General features: G+C 72.9%; 16 protein-coding genes. 5 read left to right on the forward strand and 11 right to left on the reverse strand.

Going from position 1 to position 18,483, the window contains the following annotated elements:
* Nucleotides 1-15 precede the first annotated feature (15 nt).
* A complete protein-coding gene (locus ACLJT4_RS10140) occupies nucleotides 16-660 on the forward strand; it encodes an N-acetylmuramoyl-L-alanine amidase (RefSeq protein ID WP_411121966.1) in 645 nt (214 codons plus the stop codon).
* 217 nt (nucleotides 661-877) lie between these two features.
* Nucleotides 878-2,128, forward strand: a complete 1,251-nt coding sequence (locus tag ACLJT4_RS10145) for a phosphodiester glycosidase family protein (protein WP_411121967.1) — start codon at nucleotides 878-880, stop codon at nucleotides 2,126-2,128.
* A gap of 119 nt (nucleotides 2,129-2,247) precedes the next feature.
* On the opposite strand, the gene ACLJT4_RS10150 is transcribed toward ACLJT4_RS10145, so the two are convergent.
* Nucleotides 2,248-2,442 carry a hypothetical protein gene (locus ACLJT4_RS10150; protein WP_016578626.1) on the reverse strand — a complete coding sequence of 65 codons (195 nt, stop codon included), beginning with the start codon at nucleotides 2,440-2,442 and terminating at the stop codon, nucleotides 2,248-2,250.
* A gap of 329 nt (nucleotides 2,443-2,771) precedes the next feature.
* Here ACLJT4_RS10150 and ACLJT4_RS10155 point away from each other — a divergent pair, with 329 nt between their 5' ends.
* Nucleotides 2,772-3,590 carry an Ig-like domain-containing protein gene (locus ACLJT4_RS10155; protein WP_411121968.1) on the forward strand — a complete coding sequence of 273 codons (819 nt, stop codon included), beginning with the start codon at nucleotides 2,772-2,774 and terminating at the stop codon, nucleotides 3,588-3,590.
* Between the two features lie 159 nt (nucleotides 3,591-3,749).
* Entirely contained in the window at nucleotides 3,750-7,064 is a 3,315-nt protein-coding gene (lysX, locus tag ACLJT4_RS10160; RefSeq protein WP_411121969.1) for a bifunctional lysylphosphatidylglycerol synthetase/lysine--tRNA ligase LysX, read from the forward strand.
* 70 nt (nucleotides 7,065-7,134) lie between these two features.
* Here the strand turns inward: lysX and ACLJT4_RS10165 are convergent, their stop codons facing one another.
* The 5 genes from ACLJT4_RS10165 to ACLJT4_RS10185 are packed head-to-tail and all read right to left on the reverse strand — an operon-like array spanning nucleotide 7,135 to nucleotide 13,228.
* A complete protein-coding gene (locus ACLJT4_RS10165) occupies nucleotides 7,135-8,160 on the reverse strand; it encodes a 2-hydroxyacid dehydrogenase (protein ID WP_411121970.1) in 1,026 nt (341 codons plus the stop codon).
* 53 nt (nucleotides 8,161-8,213) lie between these two features.
* Nucleotides 8,214-8,843, reverse strand: coding sequence for a histidine phosphatase family protein (locus ACLJT4_RS10170; RefSeq protein WP_037683698.1), 630 nt, complete (start codon nucleotides 8,841-8,843; stop codon nucleotides 8,214-8,216).
* Complete coding sequence (locus ACLJT4_RS10175; protein WP_411121971.1) at nucleotides 8,840-10,357, reverse strand: FGGY-family carbohydrate kinase; 1,518 nt, start codon at nucleotides 10,355-10,357, stop codon at nucleotides 8,840-8,842. The genes ACLJT4_RS10170 and ACLJT4_RS10175 overlap by 4 nt, the downstream gene beginning before the upstream one ends.
* Nucleotides 10,350-11,909, reverse strand: coding sequence for an FGGY family carbohydrate kinase (locus ACLJT4_RS10180; protein WP_411121972.1), 1,560 nt, complete (start codon nucleotides 11,907-11,909; stop codon nucleotides 10,350-10,352). Before ACLJT4_RS10180 ends, ACLJT4_RS10175 begins: the two co-directional genes overlap by 8 nt.
* On the reverse strand, nucleotides 11,909-13,228 hold the full coding sequence (locus tag ACLJT4_RS10185; protein WP_411121973.1) for an MFS transporter: 1,320 nt from the start codon (nucleotides 13,226-13,228) through the stop codon (nucleotides 11,909-11,911). Before ACLJT4_RS10185 ends, ACLJT4_RS10180 begins: the two co-directional genes overlap by 1 nt.
* 288 nt (nucleotides 13,229-13,516) lie before the next feature.
* Here ACLJT4_RS10185 and ACLJT4_RS10190 point away from each other — a divergent pair, with 288 nt between their 5' ends.
* Nucleotides 13,517-14,299: a DeoR/GlpR family DNA-binding transcription regulator gene (locus ACLJT4_RS10190; RefSeq protein WP_411121974.1), complete on the forward strand. Its 783-nt coding sequence runs from the start codon at nucleotides 13,517-13,519 to the stop codon at nucleotides 14,297-14,299.
* A 39-nt stretch (nucleotides 14,300-14,338) separates the two neighbouring features.
* Here ACLJT4_RS10190 and ACLJT4_RS10195 read toward each other — a convergent pair whose 3' ends face one another.
* From ACLJT4_RS10195 to ACLJT4_RS10215, 5 genes are read right to left on the reverse strand one after another with little or no spacing between them, the layout of a single operon-like run.
* On the reverse strand, nucleotides 14,339-14,848 hold the full coding sequence (locus ACLJT4_RS10195) for an acyl-CoA thioesterase (RefSeq protein ID WP_411121975.1): 510 nt from the start codon (nucleotides 14,846-14,848) through the stop codon (nucleotides 14,339-14,341).
* 42 nt (nucleotides 14,849-14,890) lie between these two features.
* Nucleotides 14,891-15,571 (reverse strand): ABC transporter ATP-binding protein, encoded by a 681-nt coding sequence (locus ACLJT4_RS10200; protein WP_411121976.1) that lies wholly within the window; start codon nucleotides 15,569-15,571, stop codon nucleotides 14,891-14,893.
* Nucleotides 15,555-16,643, reverse strand: coding sequence for an ABC transporter ATP-binding protein (locus tag ACLJT4_RS10205; RefSeq protein WP_411121977.1), 1,089 nt, complete (start codon nucleotides 16,641-16,643; stop codon nucleotides 15,555-15,557). The genes ACLJT4_RS10200 and ACLJT4_RS10205 overlap by 17 nt, the downstream gene beginning before the upstream one ends.
* Nucleotides 16,640-17,518 (reverse strand): ABC transporter permease, encoded by an 879-nt coding sequence (locus tag ACLJT4_RS10210; protein WP_411121978.1) that lies wholly within the window; start codon nucleotides 17,516-17,518, stop codon nucleotides 16,640-16,642. Before ACLJT4_RS10210 ends, ACLJT4_RS10205 begins: the two co-directional genes overlap by 4 nt.
* Nucleotides 17,511-18,467, reverse strand: coding sequence for an ABC transporter permease (locus ACLJT4_RS10215; RefSeq protein ID WP_411122352.1), 957 nt, complete (start codon nucleotides 18,465-18,467; stop codon nucleotides 17,511-17,513). Before ACLJT4_RS10215 ends, ACLJT4_RS10210 begins: the two co-directional genes overlap by 8 nt.
* Nucleotides 18,468-18,483 lie beyond the last annotated feature (16 nt).

Here is an 18,483-nt window from a genome sequence, read left to right on the forward strand (position 1 = left end):
TTGTCAGGAGTTCGCATGGAACCCGACCAGCACTTCCCGGCCCGCCGGCGGCTGCTCACCGGCGCCGCCGCACTCGCCGCAGCCGCCGCCCTCACCCCCCTCACCAAGGCCGGCGCCGCCACACCGCACAGGCGGCGGGCACGGCCCTTCGGCTACCCGCCCGTGCACTGGACCCCGGCCGACGCCGCCAACTACACCGCCGCCAACCGCCCCACGCAGTACCCGATCGACACCGTCGTCATCCACGTGACGCAGGAGACCTTCGCGGACACCCTGCGACTCTTCCAGGACCCCGCGCACAAGGCCGCCGCGCACTACGTCGTCCGATCCTCGGACGGCTACACCGCCCAGTGCGTCCGCGAACGGGACGTCGCCTGGCACGCCGGCAACTGGGGCTACAACACCCGCAGCATCGGCATCGAGCACGAGGGGTGGATCGACGAACCGAAGTGGTTCACCGAGACGCTCTACGCCCGCTCGGCCCTGCTGACCGCCGCCATCTGCGAGCGCTACGACATCCCCAAGGACCGCGAGCACATCATCGGGCACGTCGAGGTCCCGGGCACCGACCACACCGACCCCGGACAGTACTGGGACTGGGCCCACTACATGGAGCTGGTCAAGGGCGCGAACTTCTGGCAGGACCTGGCCGACTTCTGACGGCGCCGACCTCCGACGGCGCAAAGGGCCGCCGCCCGCCGGGCCGAACCGGTCGCCCCGGCCCGGCGGGCGACACGGCACCGTTCCGCGGATGTTCGGAATCCCGCCATCCGCGGTCCATAGTGAGCGCTGCCACCACCTGAAACAGTTGACGCAACGTCAGGGGGCTGTCGTGAAGCAGCGGTTGGGAACCATCCGGACGGTCACGATCCGCGCAGTGACGGCGGGCGCAGTCGCCTGGGGCGTCCTGGTGGGTGGCACGGTGGCGGGCACGGCCCGGGCGGCGGCCGCCGACCTCGCCGCACCCGCCCCCTCCCCCGTCACGCGGGGCACGCACCTCAGCCGCACCGCACCGGTGCGGCTGGCCCCCGGGGTCACCTACTCAGGGTTCCGACTGGAACTGCCCCGCGGCACCGCCCGCGGCCACCTGCTGTCCGTCGACCTGTCCCACCCCGAGGTCTCCGTGGACCTGCTCCATCCGGCCGCGGTGGCCGCCCGGGCCCCGGTGTCCGAACTGGCCGGGGACCAGGAGGCGGTCGCGGCGGTCAACGGCGACTTCTTCAACATCAGCGAGGCCCAGCACCCCGGGGTGGCGGTCACCGGCTCGTCGGTCGGCCCAGAGGTCTCCTCGGGACGGGCGCTGAAGGGCGCGGTGCCCGACGGCCAACGCTTCGGCCCACCACTGCCCCCCGGCGCAAACACGGAGGACGTGCTCGGCATCGGCTACGACCGCCGGGCCCGACTGGACCGGCTGGCCCTGCGCGGCACCGTCCGCAGCGCCGCGGGCGACTGGCCGTTGCGCGGGCTGAACCAGTACGCCCTGCCGCAGGGCGGCATCGGCGCGTACACCGCCCGGTGGGGCGGGGTGTCCCGGGAACGGGCGGTCTGCGGCACCGACACCGACCGCGGGGCGGGCTGCGACACCGCCACCGCCGAGGTCACCGTCCGCCACGGCCGGGTGGTCAAGACCGCCCGGCGCCCGGGTGCGGGCACGATCGCGCCGGGCTCGGTGGTGCTGGTCGGCCGCGAGGGGGGCGCACGACGCTTGCGCGCGCTGCACCTCGGCGAGCGGGTCCGGATCAGCCACCGGCTCGTCGGCCACCGCCCGGGGCGGCTGCGCTGCGCGGTCGGCGGCTTCCCGGTGCTGCGCGACGGGCGCCCCACGGCCGGCCTGGACACCACCGCCGTCACCATGCGCACCTCCGCCGGCATCGCGCACCACGGACGCACCCTGCTGCTGATGGCCCTGGACGGCGAGAAGGGCCGGCACCAGACCGGCCTGACGGTCCGCGAACTGGCGGGGCTGATGGCACGGCTGGGCGCCCGCGACGCGACGGACCTGGACGGCGGCGGCTCCTCGACGTTCGTCACCGAGGACCGCTACGGCGAGGTCGGGGTGCGCAACCACCCCACGGACGGCAAGGAACGACCGGTGGCCAATGCGCTGGGGGTCTTCTCACTCCGGTGAGCCGCCGTCCGGCCTCCGGCGCCCGCTTGCCTCTTCCCTGTTCGGCAACGATTACGGAGAGTTAATCGTTCCCGGGATTCTCACTCAGTGTAGCGGGGTGTTGACGCGGTGCGGCGGGGTCACGGGCGGACGCTGCTGACGACCTCGGCGGCGTTGGCGAGGCCGTGGTGGATGTCCGGAGCGAGGCTGCTGCCGGCCAGGTAGAAGCCGAGCAGTCCGCAGACGATGGCGTGCGAGAGCTTCAGCTTGCCGCTGCGCAGGAAGATCACGATCAGGATCACCAGCAAGAGGATGACCGAGATGGAGACAGCCATGGACACCACACCTCCTCGACGACCGCCCGAACGGACGGCGAGCGGTGGCCAGTTTGGCGCATTTCGAGGTATGCCCGGTTCGCGACGTGGTGGCCCGAACGGGTGATCACTGCGGGTCACCGAGCGGTCACCCGGGTGGATGGTCGAGGGGTGTCGGGATGCCTCGGCCCCGTCTCCGCTGATGCGGGAGCGGCGTGTGTGACGGCGGTTCCACGGGTCGGTAAAGAAGTGGCATGGATCACCTCACTCCTCGCAACGGAGTGTGGCGATTGGCCGTCTTAGCGGCCGACATTGCCGCCGCCTCCCACACACCGACGGAAAGTCCGCTCATGAGCCTGAGCCCCGCCCGGCCGTTCCGGCCCTCCCGGTCGTTGTGCGTCGCCCTCGCGCTGATGCCGGTGCTCGGCGTCGGCGCGCTCGCGGCCTGCGACGCGACCCGGGCCTCGGCGAGTGTGGAGCAGCCGGTGAAGGTGGGGCTCGGTTCGGCCGGCGGGCAACCGACGGTGCAGGCCGGTGACCGGCTGCGGGTGAGTGCGGCCGGCGGGGTGCTGACCGAGGTGACGGTGACCGATCCCCGGGGCCGGCAGCTCGTCGGCGGGTTCAGTGCGGGCGGGACGGTGTGGACGTCGCGGGCGAAGGCCGCGCCGGACACCAAGTACTCGGTGCTCGCCCGGACCAAGAATCCGCAGGGTGCCACCGATGAGGCCAAGGAGTCGCTGACCACCGGGAAGGTGGCCAAGCGGAACCGGCTGACGATCGCCCCGCGGCCGCACGGCGAGGTGGTGGGCGTCCATGATCCGATCACCCTGACCTTCGCCTTTCCGGTGCGGGACCGGGCGACGGTGGAGCGGCGACTGACCGTGACCACCGACAACCGGACGACGGGTGCGTGGACCTGGAAGTCGGTCCAAGGCAAGGACCGGATCATCTGGCGGCCGGAGCAGGAGTGGAAGCCGGGCACCAAGGTGACCCTCCAGGCCGAGTTGAACGGCGTGGACTCCGGTGGCGGACGCTTCTTCACCAAGGACTACGGGCTGCGGTTCACCGTGGGTCGGGGTACGGCCGTCCGGGCGGACCTCGATTCTGACGCGTATCGCACGCCCGGACTCGGACTTACGCCGGCGTTATGGCAAGGTCCAGGTGGGTGACTCCGTGACGGGTCACCGAACCCTCCCTGTGAGGGACAGACAACAGAGGGGGCGGGCCGGAGCCTCGATGGTCGGCCGGTCACAGCGGCAGTGGGCCGGAGGCGGAGCACGCGCCTCGTGTCGGACTGCCGACCCCTTTTCAGAGCCTAATGTGACGGAATGAGCACCGTGCAGGACCAGGATCAACTCACGGGGTGGCTGCGCTTCCGGCGCCGCGTCCCCAATGGCTTCGCCATCATCTTCAGCTTGCTGGGGCTCTTCTGTGCCCTGACGGCGCTGATCGGGCCCCTTCGGCGCACGCTCCACTCGGTGATCTACTGGCTGGACACGCTCACGATCCCGGTGGCGCCGAACTTCGCCTACGCCGCGTTCCTCTTCCTCCTGGCCGCGGCGATGACCGCGCGCAAACGGGTGGCGCTGTGGTTCGTGGCCGCGTACATGGTGCTGAACGTCCTCGCCGACGCGCTGTTCCTGGCGGCCGGGTTCTGGGAGTTCGGCTTCTCGCTGGCGCTGTGCGCCGGGGCGCTGGTGCTGCTGCTCGTCTCGCACCGGGAGTTCTACGCGATCACTCGGCGCGGTGCGTTCCTGCGGGCCGCGCTGGTGCTGGCCGGTGGTCTTGTGGCCGCGGTGCTGGTCGGCTGGGGCGTGGTGTCGTTGGCACCGGGTTCGTTGGAGGCCGGTGGCGGCAATCGCCTGCTGTGGGCGGCCAACCGCGTCTGTGGTGGGCTGGTCGGCGGCCGGATCGTGGAGGGTCACCCGCCGCACTGGATCGGCACGCTGCTCGGGCTGCTGGGCGCGCTGGCGCTGCTCAACGCCGCCGCCGCGCTGTTCCGTTCGCAGCGGATGGAAGCGGCGCTGCACGGTGACGAGGAGGACCGGATCCGGGCGTTGCTGTCGAAGTACGGCAGTCAGGATTCGCTGGGTTACTTCGCCACCCGCCGGGACAAGGCGGTGGTCTTCTCCCCCAGTGGCAAGGCCGCGGTGACGTACCGCGTGGAGGCCGGTGTCTGTCTGGCCAGTGGTGACCCGGTCGGTGACCGGGAGGCGTGGGCGCCGGCGATCGACGCGTGGCTGGAAGTCGCGGGTCGGTACGGCTGGCAGCCGGCGGTCATGGGGGCGAGCGAGGACGGTGCCAAGGCGTTCGCGCGGGCCGGGCTGGGTGCGTTGCAGCTCGGTGACGAGGCGATCCTGCACGTTTCGGAGTTCGATCTGGACGGCCGGGACATGCGGGGCACCCGTCAGGCGGTCAACCGGGTCGAGCGGACCGGGGCGACGTTCCGGGTGCGGCGGCACGCGGAGTTGACCGATGCGGAGATGCAGGAGGTCATCCACCGGGCGGACGCGTGGCGGGACACCGAGACCGAGCGTGGCTTCTCGATGGCGCTGGACCGGCTCGGGGACGGGCAGGACGGCGAGTGCCTGTTGGCCGAGGCGTTCGACGGCGACGGGAACATGATCGCGCTGTTGTCGTTCGTGCCGTGGGGCAAGGACGGCATCTCGCTGGACGTGATGCGGCGCGACCGCAGTGCGCCGAACGGCGTGATGGAGTTCATGGTCGCGCAGCTGTGCGCGCAGGCCGGGGCGCTGGGGGTGCGGCGGATCTCGTTGAACTTCGCGGTGTTCCGGTCGGCCTTCGAGGAGGGCGCGCGGATCGGTGCGGGTCCGGTGTTGAAGGTGTGGCGGCGGTTGCTGCTGTTCTTCTCCCGCTGGTGGCAGTTGGAGGCGCTGTACCGGTCGAACTCGAAGTACCACCCGGAGTGGTACCCGCGGTTCCTGTGCTACGCGGATGCCGGTGCGCTGGCGCGGATCGGTATGGCGTCGGGCATCGCCGAGGGTTTCGTGGCGGTGCCGAGCCTGGGCAAACTGTGGGGCAAGGGCCACAAGAAGCGGGTGTTGGCGCCGGCGAGCACCGCGGGGCTGCCGTCGTTGGACGAGTTGGGTCTGGTGCAGGCCGCGCCGGCGACCGAGGAGGAGCGGCGGGAGCGGGAGTTGGCCGCGCTGCCGGAGCAGGTGCGGGTGCGGCATCAGAAGCTGGAGCGGCTGCGCCAGGCGGGTACCGACCCGTACCCGGTCGGGGTGCAGCGGACGCACACGCTCGGTCAGGTGCGTGAGGAGTACCGGGCGCTGGCGGCTGGTGAGCGCACCGGCAAGACGGTGACGGTCGCCGGGCGGGTGCTGCTGGTCCGGGATCACGGTGGTGTGTTGTTCGCGGAGTTGCGGGACTGGTCGGGCGATCTGCAGATCGCGTTGACCCGGGACGCGGCCGGTGAGCTGTTGGACCGCTTCGGTGCGGACGTGGACCTCGGTGACCACGTGGAGGCCGAGGGTGAGGTCGGCACCAGTGACCGCGGTGAGTTGACGGTGTTCGTGACGCGGTGGCGGTTGACCGCGAAGTGTCTGCGTCCGTTGCCGGACAAGCGGCGGGGGCTGTCCGACCCGGAGGCGCGGGTGCGGCAGCGGTACGTGGACCTGGTCGTGTCGCCGGATGCGCGGGAGACGGTGCGGGCGCGGAGCACGGCGGTGCAGGCGTTGCGGCAGGGGCTGATCGACCGGGGTTACCTGGAGGTCGAGACGCCGATGTTGCAGCAGATCCACGGTGGGGCGAACGCCCGTCCGTTCCACACCCACATCAACGCCTACGACCTGGACCTGTACCTGCGGATCGCGCCGGAGCTGTACCTCAAGCGGCTCTGTGTGGGTGGCATGGAGAAGGTCTTCGAGATGGGGCGGACGTTCCGCAACGAGGGCATCTCGTACAAGCACAATCCCGAGTTCACGATGTTGGAGGCGTACCAGGCGTTCGCCGACTACGACGTGATGCTGAACCTGACCCGGGAGCTGATCCAGGGTGCGGCGGTGGCCGCGTTCGGCAGTGCGACGGCGCGGAAGGCGGACAAGAACGGGCGCCTGGTCGAGCACGACATCTCGGGGATCTGGCCGGTGAAGACGGTGTACGGGGCGATCTCCGAGGCGCTGGGCGAGGAGGTCGACGCGGACACCGATCCCGCGGTGCTGCGGCGGTTGTGCCAGGCGTCGTCGGTGCCGGTGAAGCCGGAGATGGGTCGCGGCGACGTCGTGTTGGAGATGTACGAGCGGTTGGTGGAGGAGAAGACGACGCTGCCGACGTTCTACAAGGACTTCCCCACCGATGTTTCGCCGTTGACGCGTCAGCACCGGGTCGATCCGCGGCTGGCGGAGCGCTGGGACCTGGTGGCGTTCGGCACCGAACTGGGCACGGCCTATTCGGAGTTGACGGATCCGGTCGAGCAGCGGCGGCGGCTCACGGCGCAGTCGCTGCTGGCGGCCGGCGGTGACCCGGAGGCGATGGAGCTGGACGAGGACTTCCTCCAGGCCCTGGAGTACGCGATGCCGCCGACCGGTGGTCTGGGTATCGGCGTGGACCGGCTGGTGATGTTCCTGACGGGTCTGTCGATCCGGGAGACGCTGCCGTTCCCGTTGGTGCGGCGGCGCTGAGCGGCGCATCTGGAAGCGTGACGACGGGACGGCCCGCCTTTCGAGGCGGGCCGTCCCGTCGTTGTGCGGGTCAGGCGTTGGCCTGGTGGTGGAGGGGTTCGCCGCGGAGGTAGCGGCCGACGTCGCCGGCGACGATCGCGGCGGCCTTGTGGGCGACCTGTTGGCTGCCGCCGGCGATGTGCGGGGTGAGGACGACGCCGGGGGCGGTCAGGAGGCGGGAGTGGGCGGGGACGGGTTCTTCGGGGAAGACGTCGAAGCCGGCGCCGGCGAGTTGCCCGGATTCCAGGGCGTCGCAGACCGCGTCGTAGTCGAGGAGGGCGCCGCGGGCGCAGTTGATCAGGACCGAGCCGTGGGGCATGGCGGCGAGTTGGGCGGGTCCGATCATGCCGGTGGTCTCGGGGGTGACGCGGGCGTGCAGGGAGACGATGCGGGAGCGGGTGAGGAGTGCGTCGAGGGGGACCTGTTCGGCGAGGCCGGCGAGGGCTTCGGGGCGGACGTAGGGGTCGTGGACGAGGACGTGGGCGCCCATGGCGTGCAGGACCTTGGCGACGCGGCTGCCGATGGCGCCGAAGCCGATGAGGCCGATGGTGGTGCCGTCGATCTCGATGCCGCAGTTGTCGTAGTCGTAGTAGTCGCCGCGCCAGATGCCGCGGCGGAGGTCGGTGTGGGTGTCGCCGACGCCGCGGGCGGCGGCCAGCAGCAGGGTGAGGGTGTGTTCGGCGGTGGCGGTGGCGTTGCGGCCGGGGGCGTTGCAGACGGCGACGCCGTGGCGGGTGGCGGCGGCGAGGTTGGCGTTGACGGGGCCGCCGCGGCTGGTGCAGAAGAGCTTGAGGTCGGGGCAGTTGGCGAGGATGCGTTCGGTGAGCGGGCCGTGTTCGGTGACGCAGATCTCGATGCCTTGGAGGGCCTGGATCATGTCGTCTTCGGTGCCGGATGCCTCGGTGACTTCGGCGACCGGGCCGAAGGGGGTGTGTGGCCAGCCGAATTGGATCTCGCGTATGTCCAGTGGGGTGTCCCCGGCCGCGGCGCGTACGGCGGCGCTGAAGAGGCCGGGGCGGATGAAGTGGTTGCCGGCGGCGAGGACGGTGGTGGTCATGCGGGGGCTTCTCCTGGGTGGGGTGGTGCGGGGTGGGGTGGGGGTGGTGCGGGTCAGGGCAGGGCGGCGGGGGTTTCGGTGTGGGTGGGGGCGTTGAGGCGGAGGAGGGCGGTGTGGGTGCCGTCGAGGCGGATTTCGGTGAGGGCGCCGTTGTGGAGTTCGGGGAAGGTGCGGCGGTATGCGGCGAGGGGGATGCCGAGGAGGTGGCAGAGCAGGACGCGGATGAGGGTGGAGTGGGCGACGACGAGGATGCGGCCGTGGGGTTGGTCGCGGGCGATGTCGGTGAGGCAGGCGGCGGCGCGTTCCGCGGCGTGGCGGGGGTGTTCGCCGCCGGGGAGGTGGTGGTCGGCGGGGTCGGCGAGGAAGTCGGCGACGCCGCGCGGGAAGCGTTGGCGCATTTCGTCGCGGGTGAGGCCCTCGCCCTGCCCGAAGTCGAGTTCGTAGAGGCGTTCGTCGACGTGCGGGGTGAGGCCGCAGGCGTCGGCGGCGGGGGCGGCGGTGAGGCGGGCGCGGGTCAGGGGGGAGGTCCAGATGGCGGTGAGGTCGGCGGTGGTGGCCCAGTGGGCGAGGGTGCGGGCCTGTTCGCGGCCGCGGTCGGTGAGGGGGACGTCGGAGCGGCCGGCGTAGCGGTTCTCCGCGTGCCAGACGGTCTCGCCGTGGCGGACGAGGAGGAAGTCGGTCACTGGGTGGCCCTCCTGAGGGCGTGGTCGGCGACGGTGGGGGCGAGCCAGCCGCGGCGGGTGAGTTCGTCGACGAAGCGGTGGTAGACGGGGAGGTAGCGGGTGGTGCGGTCGGGGGCGGGGCGGATCTCGGTGCCGGGGCGGACCATGGCGGTGGCGGCTTCGGTGAGGGTGGCGCCGGTGGAGGTGGCGGCGAGGACGGCCATGCCGAGGCCGCCTTCGGCGTGTTCGGGGACGTGGACGGTGCGGCCGAGGACTTCGGCGCGCAGGCGGCACCAGTAGGTGTTGTGGGTGGCGCCGCCGGTGTAGGTGAGGGGGCCGTCGGTGGGGGCGCCGAGGAGGTCGAGGTAGTCGAAGCAGAGGCGTTCGAGGCAGGCGACGCCGAGGAGGTAGGAGTGGAAGGCGGTGGCGCGGGTGGGGACGTCGCCGAGGATGAAGGGTTCGGCTTCGGGGGCGTGGAAGGGGAAGCGTTCGCCGCCGGTGGAGACGAGGGGGTAGGCGACGGCGTCGGGGTCGAGGGCGGCGGCCTGGTCGGTGAGGACGTCGAGGTTCTCGCCGTGGAAGTACTGGGAGATGACGCCGGCGCCGCTGCTGGAGGCGCCGCCGGGCAGCCAGGTGTCGCCGGGGCCGCGGTGGCAGTAGACGACGCCGGCGGGGTCGCGGATGAGGTGGTCGCTGCTGCCTTTGAGGACGAGGGTGGTGCCGAGGACGGCGTTCCAGGCGCCGGGGGTGAGGGCGCCGGCGCCGATCTGGGCGGCGCAGCCGTCGGTCATGCCGGCGACGATGGTGGTGCCGGCGGGGATGCCGGTGGCGTCGGCGGCGGCCGGGCAGACGGTGCCGAGGACGGTGCCGGGGCGGGCGACGTCGGGCAGCAGGTCGGTGGGGATGCCGAGGCGGTCGGTGACCTCGTGCGGCCAGCGTTCGTCGATGAGGTGGTAGCCGGTTTTGAGGGCGTGGCTGGTGTCGCTGGGGAGTTGGTGGCCGGCGAGTTTCCAGGTGATGAGGTCGACTTGGTGCAGGAGGCGGGAGCCGGTGCGCAGGGTGGGGTCGTCGTCGAGGAGCCAGCGGAGTTTGGGCAGGGCCCAGGAGGGCGGCATGGTGCGGTAGCCGAGTTCCTGCCAGACGGGTGCGCCGGCGGCGTTGACGGCTTCGGCCTGTTCGGTGGCGCGGCCGTCGTCGTACATGAGGCCGGGGGTGCGGGGGGTGCCGTGGGGGTCGGTGAGGAGGAGGGTGCCGGAGGTGCCGTCGATCGCCAGTCCTCGGATGCGGCGGGTGTCGAGTCCGGTGAGGGCTTCGCGGCAGGCTTCGGCGAGCGCGGTCCACCACTGGTGGGGGTCTTGTTCGTGGCGGTTGCCGGTGCGCTTGCTGGTGAGGGGGCGGGCGGCGGTGGCGAGGAGGGTGCCGGTGCCGTCGACGGCGAGGCAGCGGGCGCTTTGGGTGCCGAGGTCGAGGCCGAGCCAGATGCCGTCGGGGCCGGGGTGGTGGCCGGTGGGTCCGGGGGCGTGCGGGTCAGACACGGATGCCTCCTGGGGCGGGTTGCTCGGCGGGGTGGTGGGTGGGGTCGGTGCGGCGGGTGGTGGTTTCCGGGCGCCAGGTGGCGGTGGTGCGCCAGCCGTCGGTGCGGGCGAGGCCGCGCCAGGCGAGGAAGTCCTCGTGGAGGGCGGCGTAGAACGCGGTGCGCTCGGGGTCGGGTTGCCAGCGGCGTTGCACGTGGACGTAGGTGTCGGCGGCGCGGTGCATGCTGCTGACGGCGCCGGTGCGGACCAGGCCGGTGAGGAAGGCGCCCTTGGCGCCGATCTCGGTGTCGCCGGAGCGGGCGGTGGGCACGCCGGTGGCGTCGGCGATCAGGGCGCACCAGGCGTCGCTGTTGGCGCCGCCGCCGCACAGGCGCAGTTCGGTGACGTCGGTGCGGGCGGCGGTCAGGCAGTCGCGCAGGACGAGGGAGAGTCCGTCGAAGACGGCGCGGGCGAGGTCGGCGGGGGTGTGGTCGAGGGTCAGGCCCCAGAAGGAGCCGCGGGCGGTGGGGTCGAGGAACGGGGCGCGTTCGCCGGCGGGTGAGAGGTAGGGCAGGAACATCAGGCCGCGGGCGCCGGGTTCGGCTTCGAAGGCGAGGCGGGAGAGTTCGGGTGGTCCGGGCAGGTGGAGGAGGCGGGCGGCCCAGCCGAGGACTTCGGCGCCGTTGAGGGTGGGGAAGGCGCGGAGGACGCGTTCGCGGCCGCGGTAGGCGATGTTGACGCCGGAGGGTTCGCCGGTGGTGTCGATGCCGGTGCGGACGATTTCGGTGCACAGGGTGGTGCCGAGGATGCTGCATGCCTGGCCGGGGTTGACGACGCCGACGCCGCGGGCGGTGGCGGCGATGTCGTAGGGGGCCATGACGACGGGGAGGCCGGTGGGGAGGCCGAGTTGGTCGGCGGCTGCGGTGGTCAGTTCGGCGGTCCGTTGGTCCTCGGCGAGGACGGTGGGCAGGAGGCGGGCGTGGTCGGTGAGGCCGAAGAGGTCGAGGATGGCGGGGTCGTAGTCGCCGGTGGCGTGGTCGAGGAAGGGGGCGGAGGCGTCGGATTCGTCGGTGGCGCGGATGCCGGTGAGGCGGAGGAAGAGCCAGCCGGCGGCGGTGAGCGAGGTGGTGGAGCGGGCCAGTCGGTCCGGGTCGTGGGCGGCGAGCCAGGCGAAGAGGGCGTTGGGCATGCCGGCGCAGGTCAGGGAGCCGTTGCGGCGGAAGGCGGCTTCGAGGAGGCCGTCGTGCTGCCAGGTGGTGAGGAGGTCGCCGGCTCGGCCGTCGGACCAGAGGATGGCGGGGCCGGTGGGGCGGTCGTGGTCGTCGACGAGCCAGGCGCCGTCGCCCTGGGCGGTGAAGGCGATCAGCCGGACCGGGTCGGTGAGGTCGGTGAGCACGTCGCGGACGGTGTGGACGACGGCCCGCCAGACGGCGTCCATGTCCTGTTCGGCCCAGCCGGGGTGGGGGCGCAGGACGTCGGTGGCGATGCGGGAGACGGCGGTCTCGTGGCCCTGGTCGTCGAAGACGACGGACTTGATGACGGTGGTGCCGGCGTCGATGGTGAGGACGGACATCAGCTCAGTCCCTTCGCGCCGGGGCGTTCGGTGGGGTGCGCGGCGGCGGTGCGGACGGTGGCTGCCGGTTCCGGTGGGTCCGGCAGTTTCAGCAGGAGGGTGAGGGCGCAGCTCACCGCGTACATCCCCGCGAAGATCCAGACCACCCCTTCGACGCCGAGCGGCCCGACGAAGGCGGCGACGACGGCGGGTCCGACGAAGGTGCTGGCGCCGGCGCCGAGGTTGAGCGCCGCCAGTGCCTGACCCTTGTGCCGCGGTTCCAAGGAGGGCATCAACGCTGATATCGGTACGTATCCCGCCAGAGTAGCGCCGTAGAACGCGGCGACCAGGAGGGCGAGCGGGAAGTTGGGGCCGGCGGCGGTGGGGACGTAGAACAGCGTCAGGGTGCTCAGGGTGCAGCCGGCGCCGCCGCACCAGGCGATGGTGCGGCGCCAGCCGATGCGGTCGCCGACCACGCCGAACAGCAGGTTGGCGAAGATGTTGGTGGCGAACATCGCGCTGAGCAGGTGCAGCCATTGGGTGAGGGTGAAGCCCACGGTCTTGGTGAAGTGCACCGGCAGGACGACGAAGAAGCCGAACTGCGAGGCGGTGTTGATGACCCGGACGAGGGAGCCGGCGCCGACCCGGGGGTTGCGCCACAGGACGGTGACGCTGCCGACGAGGGTGGCCAGTGGCCCCTCCCCCGCGGTGCGGGGGCGGGGCGCGCCGTGTGCGTCGCGGACGAGTAGCAGTGCGGTCAGTCCGCCGGCGACGACCAGTGCCAGGGCGGCCCAGAGCGTGGCGTAGGCGCCGATGCGCGGGATCAGGCCGCTGGCCACGAGGGAGCCGAGGGTGGGGAGTCCACCGGTGAAGGCGAACCAGAACCAGCCCATGGCGGTGCCGAGGCGGGCCCGGGGTGCCACGCCGGCGATCCAGACGAGGAAGCCGTAGGCGAAGAGCGGGTAGCCCAGGCCGCGCAGGCCGTAGCCGAGGAGCATCAGGGGGTAGCTGGTGAGCGGGAGCGCGGCGGTGAGGAAGAGGAGCTGGAAGGCGGCCCAGACGGCCAGGCCGGTCGCCATCACGCGGCGCGGGCCCCACAGGTCGGAGAGGACTCCGGAGAGCCAGGCGGCGATGGCCGCGGCGATGCCGTAGACGGTGAAGAGCAGGGCGACCCGGGACTCGGGGATGCCGCGTTCGATGAGGTACGGCGAGAGGTATCCGGATTCGACGCCGTCGCCGATCATGAAGAGGAGCAGTCCGAGGTATCCCCAGGCGAGGGTCGGCGGGATGCCGAGGCGGGCCGGGAGCGCGCGGGGCGCGGGCAGCGGAGGGTTCGTCATCGAAGCTCCCCTTGTGTGCGGCGGGACGGATGCGGGTGGTCCGGGCCGGCGGGAGGGGTGGCGGGAGCCTCGGGGGCCGGTGGACGACGCGGTGATGCAACCGCTCGCGCGAAAGGGCCGTCAAGGGCGGCCGGAATGTTCCCATCGCGGCGGGGAGCTGCCGTGAGGCATCGGGACGGAACCGCGTCCGGCGGGCACCTGCACCCGGTGGCCCGCGTTACCTTCGTGTGAACATCACGCGGCGCCTTCACGTGGGTGACCGCGGTGCGAACCGGAGGGAACGGGGCGATGGACCGGGTCGAGGCCCAGGAGGAACGGCGGCGCCGGATCCGGGAGACGGTGGTCGCGCGGGGGTTCGTGCGGACCTCGGAGCTGACCGCGGAGTTCGGGATCAGCCTGATGACCGCCCACCGGGACCTGGACGCGCTGCAGGCGCAGGGCTGGTTGCGGAAGGTGCGGGGCGGGGCGACGGGGCTGCCGTCGGCGCACTTCCACGGCACGGTCGCGGAGCGGATGGCGACGATGGCGGCGACCAAGCAGGCGTTGGCGCGGGCCGCGGCGGCGTTGCTGACGCCGGGGCAGACGGTGCTGTTGGACGACAGCACCACCTGTCTGATGCTGGCGCACCAGGCGCCCGAGCACGCGCCACTGACGGTGCTCACCAATTCGCTGCCGGCGATCACCACGCTGGCCAAGGAGCCGGGGATCTCGCTGATCACGTTGGGCGGGGCGTACTTCCCGGCGTACGACGCGTTCATGGGGCTGCACACCGCGGACGCGGTGCGGGCCTACCGGGCGGACGTGCTGTTCCTGTCGACGACGGCCGTGGCCAAGGGCCGCTGTTACCACACCTCACCGGAGACGGTGCAGGTCAAGCGGGCGATGATGGAGAGCGCGGCGCGGCGGGTGCTGCTCGTCGACCACACCAAGTTCGCCAAGGAGGGGTTGTACGCGCTGGCGCCGCTGTCCGACTTCGATCTGTTGATCACCGACGACGGGCTGCCGGCGGAGCAGGTCCGGGCGGTGCGGGCGGCCGGCACGGAGGTGACGGTGGTGCCGCAGCGGTCGTGAGCGCGGACCGTGCGGTGGGGCAGGGTGGGGTGGGCGCGCCTACGGCTGGTCGAGGCCCAGGAGCGCGGGGTCGGTGGCGAGTTCGCCGAGGGCGGTGCGCGGGTCCTTCACGAGGCGGCGTTCGGTGAGGTCCAGGATTCCGCAGACCGCGCGGATCTCGGCGGCGAGGGTGCCGTCGTCGGTCCGGTGGACGGACTGCTCGATCACGAAGGTCTTCCGCTCGCCCCACACGAACCGGCAGCTGACCTCGACCTCGTCGCCGGCGTGGAGCTCCCGCAGGTAGCGGATGGTGGTTTCGACGGTGACCGGGCCGATGCCGCGGGCCACCAGTGCGCGCTGCGGGATGCCGCTGGCCTGGAGGAGGGACCAGCGGGCGTGCTCGGCGTACTGGAGGTAGACGCTCTGGTTGAGGTGGCCCTGGGTGTCGGTCTCGTAGCCGCGGACGGTGATCGGCACGGTGAAGGGCGCAGCCGTGTCCGCCTCGGCCGTCACATGCGTCGCTTCGGTCACGATCGCTCCTGTCTCACCGTTGATCACTTCCAGCATCATGGTGCTCGTCCGTCACGCGCCGGACCATCGTAGGGTGAACGCTCAGCCCGCGCCCGGCATTCCGGCGGTCGCTGCCAGCTCCGCCCAGCCGACGGTGCGGTCGCACCAGCGTTCCAGGAGCGTGCGGTCGTGGCCGACGGCGAGCAGTCCGGCGCCGCTCTCCCGCCGGTAGGACTCGACGACGGCGACGAGGGCGGCGGTGGTGGAGGCGTCCAGCATCGCGGTCATCTCGTCGCAGATCAGCCAGCGCGGGCGGAGCACCAGGGCGCGGGCCAGGCAGGCGCGTTGCAGCTGGCCGTCGCTGACCTCGTGCGGGCGTCGGGTGAGCAGTTCCGCACCGAGGCCGACGAGCGGCCCCAACTCTCCCAGCCGGTCGGCTACTTCGGCCTTCCGTCCGGTGGCGCGCAGTGGTTCGGCGATCACGTCGGCGAGCCGCAGTCGGGGGTCGGCGGACAGTCGGGGCTGTTGGAAGAGGACGCCGAAGGCGGTGCGCTGCGTGCGGGGGGCGCGGTGGCGCCAGCCGCGGGCGGGCGTGCCGTCCAGGACGACGGTGCCGGCGTCGGGGCGGTGCAGCAGGGCGGCGACCCGGGCCAGGGTCGACTTGCCGCAGCCGCTCGGGCCGAGCAGGCCGACCGCTTCGCCCGGGGCGACGGCCAGCGACACGCCGCGTACGACGGGGGCGCGGCGGTCGTATCCGGCGGTGATGTCACGCAGTTCGAGCACGGTCGGTCTCCGTCTTCGGCGGGCCCGGGTGGTGGCAGGCGACGCCGTCGCGCGGTGCGGGGAGCGTCGCGCAGCGCGCGGTGGCGCGGTCGCAGCGGGCGGCGAAGGCGCAGCCGTCGGGTAGGGCGCCGAGTTCGGGCGGCATCCCGGGGATGGGGGTGAAGGCCCGCTCGGGCAGGGCGTCCAGCAGGCCGCGGGCGTAGGGGTGGCGGGGGCCGGGGGTGCCGAAGAACCGCGGGGCGTCGGCGAGTTCGACGATCCGGCCGGCGTACATCACGGCGACCCGGTCGGCGATCCGCTCGGCCGCCGTCAGGTCGTGGGTGATCATCAGCAGGGCGCGGCCGGTGCCGTTCGCGGCGGTGGGGGACGGTGCGGCGGCGAGGTGCCGGCGGAGTTCGTCGACGGTGCGGTCGACCAGGTCGCGGTCGAGGCCGGTGGTCGGTTCGTCGGCGAGCAGCAGCGGGGCGTCGCCGGCCAGGGCGAGGGCGGTGGCGGCGCGCTGGGCGAGGCCGCCGGAGAGTTGGTGCGGGTGGCGGTCGAGGTGGCCGGTCGGGAAGGCGGCGCGTTCGGCGATCCGCTCGGCGGCCGACCGCAGCGTGGGTCCGCGCGGGGTGTCGGTCAACTCCCGTACGGTCTCTTCCAGTTGGGCGCGGACGGTGCGGACGGGGGTGAGGTGGGCGGCCGGGCTCTGCGGGATCAGTCCGATGCGGCGGCCGCGCACGGAGCGGGCCAGTTCGGCCTCGCCGGCGGCCAGCAGGTCGGTGGTGCCGCGGGCGTCGGTGAGCAGCGCGGTGCCGGTGGCCTCGGCGTTGCCGGGCAGCAGGCCGAGCAGCGCCGAGGCGAGCACGGACTTGCCGCAGCCGCTCTCGCCGACGAGGACCAGGCATTCGCCCGGTGCCAGGTCGAAGGCGGCGTCGGTGACCGCGGCGACGGACCGGCCGCCGGGCATCCGGAAGCGGACGGTCAGGTCGCGGACCGTGAGCAGGGGACGCTCGGCGGTGGCGCCGGCCGGGCCGGGGTTCCGGTCGGGTGTCGGGCGGGCGGCGTCCGCCGCGGTCCCGTGGGCGGTCACAGCATCAGCTCCGATCGGCGGCGCGGGTTGAGCCGCTCCCGCCAGGCGCCGGCCAGGCCGGCGACGGCGAGGGTGGGCACGACGAGGAACAGGCCGGGGAAGAGGGTGGGCCACCAGTCGCCGGCCAGCAGGGAACTGCGGGCGGCGTTGGCCATGATGCCCAGGCTCGCCTCGTGGGCGGGCAGCCCCAGACCGAGGAAGGAGAGCGCGGACTCGTGCCAGATGGCGTGCGGCACCATCAGCACGGCGGCGAGTGCGGCCTGCGGCAGCACGGCCGGCAGCAGGTGACGGGACGTCACCCGCCAGCGGGAGGCGCCGCCGGTGAGGGCCGCGTCGAGGTGGGGTCGGGAGCGCAGCGAGAGCACCTCGGCGCGGACGATCCGGGCGGTGGACAGCCAGTGCGTCAGCGCCACCGAGACGATCACCGGCCAGACGCCGGGCCGGAACATGGCGACGATGAAGATGCCCAGCAGCAGGTGCGGCACGGAGGAGAAGAGGTCGACCAGGCGCATCACGGTGCGGTCGGCCCAGCCGCCGAGCGCGCCGGCCAGGGCGCCGACGGCGGTGCCGATGACCGTGGCGACCACGGCGGCGACCACCCCGACCAGCAGCGAGACGCGCAGTCCGTAGACGCAGCGGAGCAGCAGGTCGCGGCCGACCTCGTCGGTGCCGAACGGGTGGGCGACGGAGGGTGGTTGGAGCTTCGCGGCGAGGTCCACGGCCTGCCGGTCCAGGGGGAACAGCAGTGGGACGAGGACGACGGCGAGGACGACGGCGGCGAGGATGCCGGCGCAGATCCGTAGGCGCAGGGCGCGCCGGGAGCCGGTGCCGCGCCGGCTTTGCGGTGGCGCGGCGGACGTGCTGGCGCTAGCCATCGAACCCCACCCTCGGGTCGGCCAACCCGTAGAGCAGGTCGGACAGCAGGTTGCCGGCCAGGACGGCGGCGGTGGCGAGCGCCGTCAGCGCGGCCAGCAGCGGGAAGTCCACGCTGGTGGCGGCCTGGACGGTGGCGGCGGCGATGCCGGGCCAGCTGAAGACGGTCTCCACCAGGAGGGCGCCGGTGATGAGTTCGGGCACTCGGGAGCCGATCAGGGTGAGCACGGGCAGCAGGCCGGAGCGCAGCGCGTGCTGGCGCAGCACGGTGCGTTCGCGCAGGCCGCGGGCGCGGGCGCCGCGCACGGGGTCCTCCGCCAGCGCGTCGGCGACGCCCTGGCGGACGTAGAGCACGAACCACGGGAGTTGGGAGACGGCGAGCACCAGCACCGGCAGCACGAGGTGGCGGGCGGCCTGGCCGGCGGTGACGAGGTCGCTGCCGGTGTCGGTGAGGCCGCCGGCGGGCAGCACGCCGAGTTTGAGTGCGCCCAGCCAGACGGCGAGCAGACCGAGCCAGTAGGGCGGGGCGGCTTCCAGCACGTAGGCGGTGGCGGTGACGGCGCGGTCGACGGCGCCGCCGCGGCGCCGGGCGGCCAGGACGCCGAGGACGGTGCCGGCGGCCACGGCGAGGGCGAAGGCCAGGGCGCACAGCAGCACCGACCAGCCGAGGCGTTCGCCGATGACCTGGGAGACCGGGGCGCGCAGGCTCGCGGAGTCGCCGAGGTCGCCGGTGAGGGCGCCGGTCAGCCAGTCCCACCAGCGGGTGAGCAGCGGCTGGTCGACGCCCAGGTTGTGGCGGAGCTGGTCGAGGTTCTCCTGGGAGGCGGTGAGGCCGGCGGTGCCGGCGTAGGCGCGCACCGGGTCGAAGGGCGAGGCGGCGGCGATCGCGAACACCCCGAGGGTGACGGCGAGCAGGACCGGCACGGCGGTCAGCGCCCGCCGTGCCGTCATCCGCGCCATCGGCCCC

Source organism: Streptomyces sp. x-19 (assembly GCF_046549115.1).
GTDB lineage: Bacteria > Actinomycetota > Actinomycetes > Streptomycetales > Streptomycetaceae > Streptomyces > Streptomyces albulus_C.

Coding starts and splice junctions, on each gene's coding strand:
- lysX (WP_411121969.1), top strand. CDS start 3,750: ATGAGCACCGTGCAGGACCAGGATCAACTCACGGGGTGGCTGCGCTTC.
- ACLJT4_RS10215 (WP_411122352.1), bottom strand. CDS start 18,467: ATGACGGCACGGCGGGCGCTGACCGCCGTGCCGGTCCTGCTCGCCGTC.
- ACLJT4_RS10150 (WP_016578626.1), bottom strand. CDS start 2,442: ATGGCTGTCTCCATCTCGGTCATCCTCTTGCTGGTGATCCTGATCGTG.
- ACLJT4_RS10140 (WP_411121966.1), top strand. CDS start 16: ATGGAACCCGACCAGCACTTCCCGGCCCGCCGGCGGCTGCTCACCGGC.
- ACLJT4_RS10190 (WP_411121974.1), top strand. CDS start 13,517: ATGGACCGGGTCGAGGCCCAGGAGGAACGGCGGCGCCGGATCCGGGAG.
- ACLJT4_RS10165 (WP_411121970.1), bottom strand. CDS start 8,160: ATGACCACCACCGTCCTCGCCGCCGGCAACCACTTCATCCGCCCCGGC.
- ACLJT4_RS10185 (WP_411121973.1), bottom strand. CDS start 13,228: ATGACGAACCCTCCGCTGCCCGCGCCCCGCGCGCTCCCGGCCCGCCTC.
- ACLJT4_RS10180 (WP_411121972.1), bottom strand. CDS start 11,909: ATGTCCGTCCTCACCATCGACGCCGGCACCACCGTCATCAAGTCCGTC.
- ACLJT4_RS10210 (WP_411121978.1), bottom strand. CDS start 17,518: ATGGCTAGCGCCAGCACGTCCGCCGCGCCACCGCAAAGCCGGCGCGGC.
- ACLJT4_RS10195 (WP_411121975.1), bottom strand. CDS start 14,848: ATGATGCTGGAAGTGATCAACGGTGAGACAGGAGCGATCGTGACCGAA.
- ACLJT4_RS10155 (WP_411121968.1), top strand. CDS start 2,772: ATGAGCCTGAGCCCCGCCCGGCCGTTCCGGCCCTCCCGGTCGTTGTGC.